This window comes from Photorhabdus sp. RM96S, assembly GCF_042879335.1.
Classification (GTDB): domain Bacteria; phylum Pseudomonadota; class Gammaproteobacteria; order Enterobacterales; family Enterobacteriaceae; genus Photorhabdus; species Photorhabdus kayaii.
On the sequence record NZ_JBHFKT010000017.1, the window covers coordinates 1 to 14,239 of the forward strand.

At 47.0% G+C, this 14,239-nt stretch carries 9 protein-coding genes and 1 pseudogene; 2 read left to right on the plus strand and 8 right to left on the minus strand.

Annotated elements, in window-relative coordinates; genetic code table 11:
• Window positions 1-164 precede the first annotated feature (164 nt).
• On the plus strand, window positions 165-686 hold the full coding sequence (locus ACGF49_RS11780; protein ID WP_387491072.1) for an Hcp family type VI secretion system effector: 522 nt from the start codon (window positions 165-167) through the stop codon (window positions 684-686).
• 139 nt (window positions 687-825) lie between these two features.
• Complete coding sequence (locus ACGF49_RS11785; protein ID WP_387491074.1) at window positions 826-1,812, plus strand: type VI secretion system-associated FHA domain protein; 987 nt, start codon at window positions 826-828, stop codon at window positions 1,810-1,812.
• A gap of 659 nt (window positions 1,813-2,471) precedes the next feature.
• On the opposite strand, the gene tssH is transcribed toward ACGF49_RS11785, so the two are convergent.
• From tssH to ACGF49_RS11825, 8 genes and pseudogenes are all read right to left on the minus strand, one after another.
• The gene (tssH, locus tag ACGF49_RS11790) at window positions 2,472-5,102 is read right to left on the minus strand and encodes a type VI secretion system ATPase TssH (protein ID WP_113043477.1); all 2,631 of its coding nucleotides are present in this window, start codon (window positions 5,100-5,102) and stop codon (window positions 2,472-2,474) included.
• Between the two features lie 46 nt (window positions 5,103-5,148).
• On the minus strand, window positions 5,149-6,018 hold the full coding sequence (gene tssG, locus ACGF49_RS11795; RefSeq protein WP_387491077.1) for a type VI secretion system baseplate subunit TssG: 870 nt from the start codon (window positions 6,016-6,018) through the stop codon (window positions 5,149-5,151).
• A gap of 56 nt (window positions 6,019-6,074) precedes the next feature.
• Window positions 6,075-7,646, minus strand: a pseudogene (tssF, locus tag ACGF49_RS11800) (type VI secretion system baseplate subunit TssF); the annotation flags it as partial.
• A 3-nt stretch (window positions 7,647-7,649) separates the two neighbouring features.
• Complete coding sequence (gene tssE / locus ACGF49_RS11805; RefSeq protein ID WP_113043480.1) at window positions 7,650-8,183, minus strand: type VI secretion system baseplate subunit TssE; 534 nt, start codon at window positions 8,181-8,183, stop codon at window positions 7,650-7,652.
• A gap of 3 nt (window positions 8,184-8,186) precedes the next feature.
• Window positions 8,187-8,822 carry a DUF3540 domain-containing protein gene (locus ACGF49_RS11810; RefSeq protein WP_262978295.1) on the minus strand — a complete coding sequence of 212 codons (636 nt, stop codon included), beginning with the start codon at window positions 8,820-8,822 and terminating at the stop codon, window positions 8,187-8,189.
• A 29-nt stretch (window positions 8,823-8,851) separates the two neighbouring features.
• On the minus strand, window positions 8,852-9,910 hold the full coding sequence (locus ACGF49_RS11815; RefSeq protein ID WP_387491081.1) for a pentapeptide repeat-containing protein: 1,059 nt from the start codon (window positions 9,908-9,910) through the stop codon (window positions 8,852-8,854).
• Window positions 9,907-12,084: a DUF2169 domain-containing protein gene (locus ACGF49_RS11820; protein ID WP_387491084.1), complete on the minus strand. Its 2,178-nt coding sequence runs from the start codon at window positions 12,082-12,084 to the stop codon at window positions 9,907-9,909. Before ACGF49_RS11820 ends, ACGF49_RS11815 begins: the two co-directional genes overlap by 4 nt.
• Window positions 12,023-14,098, minus strand: a complete 2,076-nt coding sequence (locus tag ACGF49_RS11825; RefSeq protein ID WP_205068571.1) for a type VI secretion system Vgr family protein — start codon at window positions 14,096-14,098, stop codon at window positions 12,023-12,025. Before ACGF49_RS11825 ends, ACGF49_RS11820 begins: the two co-directional genes overlap by 62 nt.
• Window positions 14,099-14,239 lie beyond the last annotated feature (141 nt).

Sequence of the window (14,239 nt, forward strand, 5' to 3'; positions counted from 1 at the left end):
GGTCGAGTCGGATGGGAACGACTTTGGGAAGGTTGGTTTCGGCTGCAAACCCTGATAGACGGCTATTTGCTGGCTAAATCAGTTGATTTGGAGATCTGATCAAGAGACAGCTCTAAAACAGAGTGGTGGTTAATTCTGAAAATGACTAAATAAGGAATGTGATCATGAACAACAGCATCTATTTGGATATCAAAGATGTCTCCGGTGAATGTAAAGATAGCAATCATCCTAACGGTATTGATGTGCATACCTTTGAATGGAAACTATCACAACCAGTAGAAACCGGTAGTGGCGGTGGTGGTGGCAGCGGACGCGCCAAAGTACACTCTCTGGTGGTCTATGCCCGGATGGATAAGGCAATGCCAACGTTAATGCAGAAATTAGCACAAGGCGTTCATCTGCCGGAAGTAAAGCTAACCATGCGTAAAGCAGGAGGCGAACAACAAGAGTTCACCACGATTACGCTTGGTAGTGCATTGCTTGACAGCATTGAACTGGTTGACTTTAACCGCGATATTCCACACTTAACAGAAGGTTCAACAGCCATTATACCCGGCACTATTGGCGTGAAATACAGCTTTTCACCAAATATCGCCAAAGTGGTTTATAAAGAACAAGATAACCAAGGAAAAAGTGGTGCCGATGTAGAATTTAATTGGGATACCCAAAAGAACACCAGTAAATAAGAAAACACGCACTGATAACTAAATCAGTAAAAAATAACCTTCCGCCCGGAATACGCTATGTTCGTATCCTTTAGGATGCTGCATCCCTTTTTCGTGGCGGAAGGGTAAATTATTACTCAATATAATAAGCAACGTTGTTATGAAAATAACCCTTATCAATCCTCCATCAGGCAATATGGCAGCCAATAGCAGTCATATTTTTTATCCTCCCGGAGGAACTATCGGCACCAGCGAAAATAATCATTTTGTGTTGCCAGATCTAAATAGTTGTATTTCGGCATTACAAGCCAGTATAAATATTTCTGCCCAAGGTGTCTGCACTATTACTAATATTGGAAAGGCCTTCATGATGATTAACAATATTCCATTAGCGCGTGGAGAAACCGCATCTCTGCAAGAAAATAATAAGCTAAAAATTGGTGATTATTATCTAACTGTGAACGAAATAGAAATGGAAAAATATCATTCCGTCAAACAGGAAATAACAAAAGCCGATCTTTCTGAGGCGGTATGGGATGAATTAAATACAACATTACCCGCCAAAGAAAACCAAAAAGCGAGTGATCAACTCTCTGCGGCCAATTTTTCGTCACCAGAAACAGAGATCCTGCAAACTCTTGATCAACTCGCTACCCGCCCTATTGATCCAATAGAACTCTTTACCACTCAATGCCAACGCACCAACAGTCATGCCCTGTTTCAGCCAAATACCTACCGCTCTACCACACCGCTACAGCTATGGGAAGAGCAGATAAAACAACTCGATCCATTATGCCTATTCAAAACAGAACCCTCCGCATCTACAACCAACGACATGACCACACCACAAACATACCCCATGTTAGGCGGACATGAACAGGCAATGAAAGAAGCACTTTTCTATTGTCTTAACACCATAATAAATCGCTTTGATCCGTCCTACGACGAAAACAGTGTCCCGGCAGCCCACTTCTGGCCCCTGAATAACACACAACACCGTAAAGCAAGGTTATGGGATAACTTTACTGACCGTTATCAACAAACCACCGAAGAGATACGCCAACAATCGTCAACGTTATTCAACGCTTTTTTCCTTAGCGTTTACCAACAAAAATTAAATGCTGTTTTCGACAGCAGTGATGATTAATAACAAAACCAAAGAACTTTTGGAGAAAGATAACGGGTATAAACCAGTTAATAACAAAGTGCCGACTTCTGGGTTAGCACTTTGCGTAATAATGGATTATATAACAGACAGGTTGATCTCAATATTCACTACCCAAAAATTCTATCAGCTCAATATACACAGTTTTCCTACTCATTATTTTAGCCCGCCAAACCAATATCACTATTAACTTCAAATTTGCTCGTGATGCAATTGCTCACCATAGCTCACAACTATTTTTCTCAACAGATCATTTTCTATGAAAATTAATCATCTCACTTATATATAATAAATTATTAAAGTAATAAATGAAAAATACAACTAAAAAACAATAAAAAGTACGCTCAACGCTTTGAGGCTTATGTAGCTCCATGGTTTACAATCAACAACCCCACGACTTTAAAACCTGTTTTGCAACCTTTGAAAAGATCTCAGCCGATATATTGGTTCAGGTAAGTTTCTCATCAGTTTTCTAACTGTATTATACCCTATGGATTTCAAGATGCATCGCGATAGCAAGGGAGCAAATCCCCGGGAGCATAGCGAACGATGTGACCGGGGTGAACGAGTGCAGCCAACAAAGAGGCAATTTGAAAGATAACGGATATATAGGCTTAAGTTTTTATGCACATATGGCAATCTCAACAAAAATAACACTGAAATGCCGCATTCTCCCAAGCGACTTTCAATTGCGAATAACGTTGATTCTCCATCGTTGCCGTCAGCAATTTACGACTCATCTGCGGCAATAAAATATTAGTAATAATGGAATCAATCCTGCGAGCACCAGATTCCTGTTCCATACAACAAGCCATAATCTGTTGTGTCACTCGGCGATCAAATTGCGCTTCAATACCATAATTTTCCCACAGGCGTTGGGCTACCCTCGTCAATTGCAATTGTACAATCTTTTCCAGCATTTCATCACTCAATGACAAGAAAGGAATGACCGTCAGACGGCCAAGTAGAGCGGCAGGAAATATCCGTAGCAGCGGTTGACGTAACTGCTGCGTCAACATTTCCACATCCAGCAAACCATCCTGCCGGGTACAGGCACTGATAACCTCCTGACTACCCACATTCGAGGTCAGTATGATTAACGTATTGCGGAAATCAATGCGACAACCTTCTCCATCTTCCATCCAGCCTTTATCGAACACCTGAAAAAACAGCTCATGTACATCAGGATGTGCTTTTTCCACCTCATCCAGTAACACCAAACTGTATGGATGCCGTCGAACAGCCTCCGTCAGCACGCCACCTTCACCATAACCAACATATCCCGGCGGCGCCCCTTTCAACGTTGATACACTGTGTGACTCCTGAAACTCACTCATGTTGATAGTGATCAGATTCTGCTCACCACCATACAGATTTTCAGCCAATGCCAACGCTGTTTCGGTTTTCCCTACCCCAGAAGGGCCACATAACAGAAATACCCCCACCGGCTTATTGGGATCACCCAAGTGTGCACGCGCCGTACGTACCCGTTCACTGATGATACTTAACGCATGTTGCTGACCAATAACCCGTTGCTCCAAGCTATGTTCCAAATTCTGGACAATGCTGATTTCATTTTTCACCATCAGGCCAAGAGGAATTCCAGTCCAATCCGCAACCACGGCTGCAACACTGTGGGCATCCACTGCGACCGTAATTAATGGCTGTTCCCCCTGCAATAAACTCAATTGTTGTCGGCAATTCTGTAATTGTGTCTGCCAAGACAAACGCGGCGCATCATCTGCCGACATTTCATCATCAGCAATGAGTTGCTGGCATAAGCTGATAATCTGCTGAGCCAACCGCATTTCATCCTGCCAACGCTGTGCAACCTGCTGCTCTGCCTGCAATTCATGACGTTGATCATCAAGCTGTGCTAAACGTGCACTATGATCGCCATCGCCACCCAGTTGCTGTTCACGGCAAACAATCTCATATTCAATCTGAAGTGCATCAAGCTGACGGCGGTAATCTTCCAATACCGCCGGCTGGCTGTGCTGACTGACCGCTACCCGCGCGCAAGTGGTATCAAGCAGCGCTATTGCTTTATCGGGCAACTGGCGGGCCGGAATATAACGATGAGAGAGCGATACCGCAGCTTCTAACGCTTCATCCAGCAATAACACGCCATGATGTCGCTCCAGTTGTCTGGACAGGCTACGTACCATCTGTAAAGCTAATGCTTCGTCCGGCTGTGCAACCTGCAACACCTGAAAACGTCGCGTCAACGCCGGATCTTTTTCAATGTGCTTTTTGTATTCTGCCCAAGTGGTCGCCCCAATAGTACGCAACTGTCCACGCGCCAGAGCCGGCTTCAACAGGTTCGCCGCGTCACCTATTCCTTGTGCGCCACCGGCGCCAATTAGCATGTGAATCTCGTCAATAAATAGAATAATGGGAACTGGGCTTTGTTGAACCTCGTTAATCACCGCCTGCAAACGTGCTTCAAATTCTCCCTTCATGCCGGCCCCTGCCTCTAAACGGCCAATATCCAACGACCAGAGCTGAACATGGCACAATGACGGTGGTAAATCACCCGATGCAATCCGTAGCGCCAACCCTTCTACCAGCGCCGTTTTACCCACTCCCGCCTCACCAGTAATCAACGGATTGTTTTGCCGACGACGTAACAAAATATCAATCAGTTGGCGGATCTCTTTATCCCGTCCGACGACCGGATCAATTTGTCCAGCTCGCGCCAGTGCGGTCATATCCTGTGCATAACATTGCAGCGCACTGTCGGACGCAAACTGCTTCTCCCCACTCTCTGCCGCTGCGGTTTTCATTAGGCTGTTTTCCGTACTGTCGCACAGGATATGGGTAAAATCCTGTGCCAGACTCTCCGCATTAATCTGAGCAAACTGAGCAGAAATCGCCAATAGATGTTGGCGTAGATTAAAGGTGGTTAACAGTGCCAGCAATAGATGCGCCCCTCGGATCTCACTTGCCGCAAAGGTCACAGAACTACATACCCAAGCCCGTTCCACGGCTTCATCAATATGGGTAGAGAGATCGGAAATCGCGCTGGCTCCACGCGGTAATGTATCCAGCGCTTGTACAATATCCAGCGCCATTTGCTGTTCATCCAGCGCAAAATAGCCCATGATCTGTTGCAGATCACCCGCTGCCTGCTGCATCAGTTGATGCAACCAGTGCGCCAGTTCCACATAAGGATTGCCCCGCAATTTACAAAACGTGCTGGCTCTGTCCAAAGCTCGAAATAACGGCGCATTCAGTTTATTAAACAGTGACTGGCGATTGATATCCAACATAACATCCTCGTCCATATTGGTAGATAAAGAAAACAAGTACAGTCTGCTATGACTGCGCAGGGTTATCTGGGCTAAAACAGAAATCACTGCGATCGTGATGGTGGATATTCAGCCCTAGCCAGCAGCTCTGCCCTAGAGACTGAGCGCTTCCTAGCGAACATCCTTGATAATGTTGATAATCCAGCGTAACTCTGAGCTTCCAGGCATATTCAAGGCCGACATAACACCGAACCCAGTCACACAATTGCCGCAGCTCATCACAACAGGATGTTGCAAACCGTGAAGCCGGTAAGAAACGCTGATATACCAGCCAAGAGAGCGGCCCAAGTTCCAGACAAAATGCATATTGCACATCAGCCACCGCAATACCGAGACGAGTAGTACTGCCTAACCGAGCACCAGCATGACCATTGTGCAACCGCAACTGATCATCACGCTTTATCGTCAACCAATGAAACTGGTTTTCATGCAATGTCACCGGCAAGCCAAAGTGGTAACGTAGCAGACACAACAGGCCATCTTTGTTACGCGACTGGCGGGTCAGATGCCCCACCATATAGTGGTGTGTCCGCTGGTGCCGGAGGCAATGGCCCCTGCCGATCAGGCTGGCAAAAAAATAATCGAAGCGGCGGTTATCACTGCGATCAAAAGAGAGGCAAGGTTGAGCATCCGCCCATGCACGCCAAAACAGAGTGATTAGACGGTGCTGAAACAGATTGAAAAAGGCACTCAACGCATGATCTTTATGTTGCTTCTGACGTTGCCAGGCAAACTCGGTGACATGTAAAGGCAGAGGCCCATTCGGGCCAAACAGGCCAAATTTATTGATATTAATCTGATAACAAGTGCCATCTGGATAAGGGACGATGGCCGCAATTTCTGCTGGCGCAAAGCATAATGCTGGCTGTTGCCCCAAACGTAAGGGTTCATAATGCAGTAAAGGTGAACGCCCCAGTGGATAAGGTGAACCTGACTGGCATGAAAACGTAATAACCGCCGTAATTCCGCTTCACCTTGTTCAGTGGCGCAATTCTGCAAGCTGAAATAATTGAACTGTAATTGATTGATCAACTGCCAGCAGGCACTACTCTCTGCCAATGCCGGACGAGGTTCAGTAGGGCCTTTACGCAACCGCACAGCAGCAACGGGAACTGAATCCTGCATCACCAGCCCCTCTTGCGCCTGTCGTTGCAGTAATAAAGGTAGATCACGGTTGGTACACAGAACTTCCGCACTGAGATATTTCAAATCGCTGCGCCAAGGCGGATGATGCTCATCAGCCAAAGAGAGATAGACCTCACTGCCAAGATAATCAGAACGCATGCCATAACGGTTCACATGTTGTGGCAACAGACGCGATTCACGGCGGATAGAAAAATACCCCGCATTAACTAACGCATCACTACATTGGGTGCGATAAAGAGGATGGAAAATATAGTCGTCGCTGTCATGCTGAGTACCAATACCACGTAATGCTGTGACAGAAAAAACCTCATAATCAAGCGGACGCATATTATCGACCACAACATGGTATTCATGTTGCTGTTCATTGAGCGTCATCGGTTCAGCGGTACGGGGAAAAAGATTGATAGCAGGGGTACAATGTAGAGCCAAGTGGCTAACATCCACCACCTTTTCCAACTGTGGCGAACGTACATCCAGCAGGATCTGAATTTCCAATCGCTGTTGTTTACCGGCCTGCGCCAGCAACGGCTGCAAGCCACTGATGCTGAAAAACTGGAAACGGGCCGGAAAGGCAAAATATTCCTGCAACAGGCGATACGCTTCGACATTACGCAAATCAACGGGCAACAACGCCTGCTCGGCAGTAACCCCCTCATGACGCAGCGACTGAGGAGGCAACAATAACCGTTGTACAGTACTGCCGGGGATTTGGCACAATACCCCCTGACAATGCACCATCAGTAACTCTAATAGTTGTAAAGCGGGAATATCACCGCCACTGAGGTAGAACATCAACGCATCACATTGCAATTCACCCAATGACACATTGTCAAAGCACGATAACTGAATACGCAAAGTGCCCTGCGCCTCAGCACCGCCATGGGCAGAAAAAGGAATATCCGCGGATACGCCCCCCAATTCCACCTGTAATAAACGCAACGGCTGCAAAGTCACATCCTGCGCGGTACGATAGCGGCAACTGATCCCTTTCTTTTTCAGTGCCTGACTTTCCATCAATGAACTACGCGGCACAAGAAAACCTTTACTCAAATCCCCCTTAGTGGGATCTGGTTGTAATTCAACAATTGCCATTGAAGGCAAGCCAGCAAGATAGTTAGGATAAAGCGCTTCTAGCAACTGGGCAGAGAAACGAGGAAATTCAGCATCCATCTTGAGTTGAATACGCGAAGTCAAAAAAGCAACGCCCTCCAGCAAACGCTCAACGTAAGGATCGGTAATGTCATTGCCCTGCATCCCTAACCGCCCGGCAATGCCAGGATAATAACGGGCAAATTCATCTCCCATTTCACGCAGCCATGCCAACTCGCGATTGTAATACTCCAGTAATTTTTCATTCATGATTTACCCTCCATCCACCAGCTCAAAATGCCCGTTTTCCAGATCAACATGGCTACTGAAAGTGAAGGCTAATGGGCGAGAAAAACCCAACAGATGTCCTCGGATTTCAAAACAGAGAATATTGTGAGCATTCAGTTGCTGATCACCCCGCATTCCCGTGATGATTAATTCCTGCGGAATAATGCGCGGTTCAAAATGGATAATGGCTTCACGTATCGCGTACTCAATACTTTCCCAGTTCACCTGAGAAATAAACTTTCCGGCCAGCGCCCGGATGCCAAAATTTAACGTACTGGTACTAACATGCGGCCAGGATGAAAGATCGACTCCAGAGGAGTAATGATCGCAGTTAAGCAGAGCCTGCAAATTATGCAGTACCGAAAGACGAAGCTGTTGAGCGCTATTACCAAATGATACCTGTTCCCCATCATTGCTATTCTCAGTCAGACGCTCAAGCAACATAGGACAAGTCTGATAACCGCCATAGATTGCAGGAGAACGGCATACCTCGGCGTTTTTCTCTGGTATTTTGCTCATTATTTAACCCATATGAATCTGTTCAGAATCCACTTTTGTCACTGCCTGCGACGTAATGATGGTATTACGTGCATGTAAGCGTACATAATCGCGGGCCTGACAATCCAGTTGCCCAACACGTACATGCTCTGCCTGTTCGACCTTACGCAATACGCGCTGGCTGATTTGAACCACGGTTTTCCACAATGCTTCCACACGCCGGCCAAGCAGACAGGCCACATTGACCCAAGCCGTCAATTCATCACCGCTGTAACGCATATGGGTGATATGGCAATCACTCTGTTGCGCACTAATCTGCACAGATTGACTATCAATAGTGATCTGTTCAGCACTGTGGAGCATCAATTCTCCTTGCGGAGCAATATGCAAATCTCCCGGAACAGTGAGCGTCACCGGTTGCTGTTCATCTGCCCGACTTAACACCGCCAGCACCCATAGCCGATGGTTATCATCACCATGAATCAGCACCTCATCACCGATTTGCGGTATTAACAAACAACTGATGGCGACACCACATTGCCAGCCACGCTGCTGATACTCCACGACCACTTCCCCTGTTGACAAAGTATTAACAACTTGCCCGACAGCCTGTTGAGGAAGATTAACCTCCAATAGAAATGATTTTTGCGTTGCGTTCATAAATAAAAATCCCGATATCCCGTTAAGCGCTAACCACGCGCATTCCATGTTTCTGCCGCAAACAGTGCCTCATCTCGCGCCAGAATCCCCCGACGATCAGAAAAGCGACTGCCCTGCTGACAGGCCCGATGCATCAATGTGCGTTTAAAACGCGCCTGGCGCAGATCCGCATGACTGATATCCGCCCAACTGAAATCGGCATAACTCAAATCGCAGGCGACAAAAGAGCAGCTATTCGCTTGCGCATAGCGCCATTGACTCTGGACTAACATGCTGTGGGAGAAATCTGCTTGATGTAGACAGGCCGCAATAAACTGGCCATGATTGATTTTTGCCTGCCAGCACTGCGCTTCACGTAAATCACTTTCAATAAATAGCGCCCCTTCGGCCTCTATCTCATCTAAACAGGCGCCACGCAGTGATGCGCCTTTAAAGCAGCTTTGCGTCAGTATCGCCTGCCGAAAATCGGCACGATCCAACGGATTATCAGTAAATTGGCAAGCCAAAAAGGTGAGCCCTTGAAACTTCCCTTCGCGCAGATCACAATGGGCAAACACCCCTCGTTCAAACCGGCTGCCTGTAAAGGTCACGTTGCGTAGATCCATACCGAACAAAGTCAAACTCTGACAATGGCAATTATGTACAGTACCGTTATGAATATCACTATCGTACAAAGTGACTTTATCAAGTGTGCTGTTGACAAAACGTGCACGATTAAGCTGGCAAGAGATGAAATAGGTAGAATTTAGTGCAGCATCTTGCAAAGAGAACTGTTCCAGTTGGCAATCGTGAAATATACAGTTATCCAGATGAGTGCGATCAAAGCAGGCTTGCGACAAATTACATTGCTGAAATGAACACCCTTTCAGCGTCATCCCCTGAAAAGAGGTATATGATAACTGACACTGCTGAAAAACGGTCTCATCAAGTCTGCAACAACGGAACTCAACGCCTTCAAAGGTAACATTAACAAACACCATACCAGCCAGATCCCTCTCTGCCAGCAACTCACTCGTCAGAGATACATCCTGAATGATTTCCCCTTGGGAAATCAGCGCGCTCAATTGTTCCGGCGTTAAGGTTTTCATATCAATTTGCCTCCGGCACATGGCAGGGTTTTGCACTGATCAAGCAAAGCCCCCTGCAATTGCGTATTCACATCAACACTGGATTGAGAAATATCGGCACGAAACAGATTGGCACGACGCAAATCCGCGCCCGCTAAATGGGATTTTTGCAGTAACGCGCCCATCAGATTAGCGTCCTGCAAATGACTATTGGTCAATAAGGTGCGAATAAACAGTGAATGACGGCCATTGACGGCGCTCATTTGCGCAAAACTGAGATCCGCTTCGCTGAAATCACAGTTTTGTAGTACCGCCTCTGAAAAGTCAGCCGCTTCAAGCAGAATGAGACGAAAATTACAACTGGTCAGCCGCGCATGCTGAAACAGACCAGCACGAATATGCGTTGTACCGGTAAACACGCAACTGTCTAAATGGGCATGCTGGTACTGAGCATGATCTAACGCGCTGTTTAGAAAAGTACAACTTTCCATCACCGCATGGTTGAAACGAACTGCGGTAAAGCCACCATTGATGACCGTCACACGCGTTAAATAGGCATGGCTAAAATCCAGCGCTTCCGGTATGAGATCCATAAACAGGCAGTTTTCCAACCGCGCCTGAGGGAAACGACAATGATGCAACGTACACTGACGTAACGTAATATCACTTAGAGCAGCTTGGGAAAAATCACACATGACCAGTTCTGCCTGTTCCAACAACACACCGCCAAGACGTGCCCCGATAAAATAACCGTTGTGGCACTTCGCTCCGGTCAGGGAAGCATTATTCAGACAAGCCGCATTTAGCGAAGTGTTATTCAATGAGGCATAAGCCAGCATGGCTTCACTGAGATCAGCTTCATCTAAACAGCAGTTATCCAGATTGGCATTTTCCAACAGAGTATGCTGTAGATTAGCTCGCCGCAGATCCAAACCAGAAAGATCAGCACCCGTTAGATCCATCCCACTGAGATCGCGTTTTGTTGCCATGCAAGCCATCACATGACGACGTAACACCTCAGCCTGTTCACCCTGTAATCTGCCTGCCGGCGGACGTGTATCCGCAGATAGCAAATACATCTGATGTAAACTACGCTGCGTACGTTTCAACACCTCTGGTGTTTGGCCTTCCGGTGTTTTCTGTGACTGTTTATGCAACAAGTCCAGCATACGGTAGTAACTCGCCGGGCCAGTCGGGGAAGCACTGGCACGTTCAGCCGCTGCATATGCAGCACTTTTCTTCTGAACCCGCTGTTGTATCCGTTCTGCCTGTCGTTCCAAGCTGGCAACCAGCTCCGGTAACTTATCGGCAGTGAGCGCTTTTCCCTCTTTCTGAGGCAATTCTGCAAGCAGTTGATTAATATCCTGCTCTTGCTTCTCACTTCTCGTCTGATGCCGCCGACGCAAATAAGTTTCACGCCTTGTCATCGTCTCTGCCAGCGCACTGGGGGTAACCTGTACGTCATTATCTATCCAAGGCGCAATCAGGCTTTCATCCATCAAATCCTGTTCTCGCAGGGTAAAAAGCGCCCCCTTCTCTTTCTCTGCCCGTTGCGCCATCACCTGTTGGTAATGAGCAACCGGCCGCTCAGCCTGTGCCAACTCCATCGCCACCAGCATTTGATGCACATCCACTGCATCATCTTCATTAATTGGACAAGCACCGTGCCAAATGAGTGCCATACGTTCCCGATGAGGAATAAACCATACCGTGGTAGCACGTAAATGAAGCTCCTGAAAGCGCATTTCTCCACCACGCTGACGCGTGATAAAACAGCGTGCTTGCCAGCAAGGTAACGTTCCCTGTTGTACGGCTTGAGTGGGATGCATATTCCAGATACACCAAGTGGCGCCCGACGGCAGACAGGGTTGTCCGCTCAGCCATTGATCCGATCCGGCCATATTGAACAGGTGCCAATCTGTATCGCGGGCAAAACCGGGGAATTCATGCGCCAGCCACTGCTTATCGTATTTTTTTCCCATCATGCGACTACGTTGCGGCCAGCTAAAATCAAGGGGGGAGAAACTAGCTGGCTGCACACGCTGATGCAGTGAATGTAGCAGTTGATCCGGATGTTCAACATTAGGTAATGGGTGCCACAATACCCCCTCACGAGTAACAGGTTCATCTCCCTTACCCAACGGGTTTTCTGCGGTACAGTGACCGCCAAAGGCATTTTGCCAATCGAGGTGCATCTTCTCGAACGACTGTGGCGATGAAGGATGCCCGTTCCGCTATTTCTTCAGGGGTTAATGTCTGCAATGTCATCAGCTTCTGCTGTGCCTGATTATTGGGATCGTTGCTTTCTCGATTGAGATATAGGCTGTCGCCATAGATGATCTGCTTGCCGGCATCGAACAGAATATTACCCAAGGCATGATGGCTGATATCTTCTCCCGCGTGCTGGTTAATACTCTGGCTGACCTGCGTTTCTGATTTACCTTGAATACGTTCATACCTGCCACCCGCAATAAAATCTGCGCGTCCACCGGCGCCGATAATCGCAGTCTTCCCCAATTGGAAAGTTTGTATATCCGGCATCATTTTCAGGGTATGACACACACCATGATGCTTGAGATGAGTTTCGCCTTTTATCTCCTGAGCTAAGACACCATCAACGGTGATATTTTTATCGTGCTCAACGGAGATATTCATGTCGCGTTCGGCGTGCATGGTGAATGATTCACGTCCCGGCGCATCTTCGAGGAACAGAAAACTGGCATTTTCTACTCCGCCTTTCTTACTGCGGCTCATAAACCCCATTCGGGTTGCATCATTGGGTAACTGCCAGGGTGGCATGCACTCCTCATTGTAAACTCGCCCAGTCACCAACGGGCGATCCGGATCGCCGTTGATAAAATCAACCACTACCTCTTCACCAATACGTGGAATTTGTAAGCTGCCATATTTCCAACCAGCCCAACTGCTAGAAACCCGCACCCAACAAGAACTTCTATCATCCGGCTGGCTATATCTGTCCCAACGGAATTTCAATTTGACGCGACCATATTTGTCGGTCCAGATACTTTCCCCCGCCGGACCAGCGACTTCCGCCGTTTGTGGACCATAGGTTTTCGGCCAAAGCGTTGTCCGTTGCGGACGCCAAATAACATTAGCGGGTATTGCGTGAAATGCGGCTCGGAACGGTCCTTGGTCCCAACAACTCCCATCCAATTCGTCATACAACGTACAGTCATATAATTCATATTCCGCATGCGTCACCAGAAAGGGCTGTGTATCCGGTGGACAAGGGCTGTTTTGTAAAGTAAAAGTACATCCCGGCGCTAATCCGCATGCTGTTGCCTTGCCGTACATCTGTTGTTGCCGCGCTTCAAATCCCTGTTGGCGAACTTGCGCATAAAACTGACCATGCTGATTGTCGATATAGCGTCCCGGCCATTCAAAAACATCAGCCTTATTAACCGCACATGATGCTGGATTACTGCATATTTCCAATAAATGCGCCCGAGGTTTACGGAAATCATAATCATCCAGCGTATAAACTCGTGGCGTAATTTCCTGTGCTGTGCGCCAGCACATAATACCTTCCTGGTGATCAACCACACCGGGTCGTGTTGCTAAATAGGGGATTTGGACATAATCATCATTAAATGGCTGATGGGCATTTGGCGAGTCAGCTAGAATTAAAGTATGTCCCTTTTCATGATGCCTGAAATAATAGTAGATGCCTTCGTGTTCCATTAATCGACTGATAAAGTCAAAAGTACTTTCCTGATATTGGACACAATATTCCCATTGACGATAATGGCTACTAAGACGATTCTCTATATTAACATGATATTCTGCCAACAGACCGGCAATAATATCCGGCACACTCTGCCCCTGCCAAATACGGCAGTCACGGTTTTGTGTCAAATACCAGAGCGAAGGATGCAGCGTGAAAATATATAACTTATCATTTTCTTCCTGTAAATGATGTCCGACATATTCAATACGGGTAATATCACCATGTAGGAAACGGGAACCACCCTGTATTAGAGGGATCTCCAAAGCCATACTTTTACCCAACAATGACTTCATATCGAGATCATGACATGGACAAAGAAACTCTACTTTAAACTGATACAGTTGCGACAAGGATTCACTGCCAGTTAATTTTCTGAAATGCAATTTATTGCTATCAGACCTATTAAGCGGTATATGCGCCACAATGCGGACATCTGTACGATAATCGGATGTATGACTCACCATAATCTTCTCCAATAAAACAGACTTGTCTCACTGTCAGGGAGCAATACTCACGCTGACCTTCTCAGGCGATAATAAACCTTAAAGATCTGAGCAGAACATCAGGTGATAACATGAAATTGATGATGATTAAGTAAAATG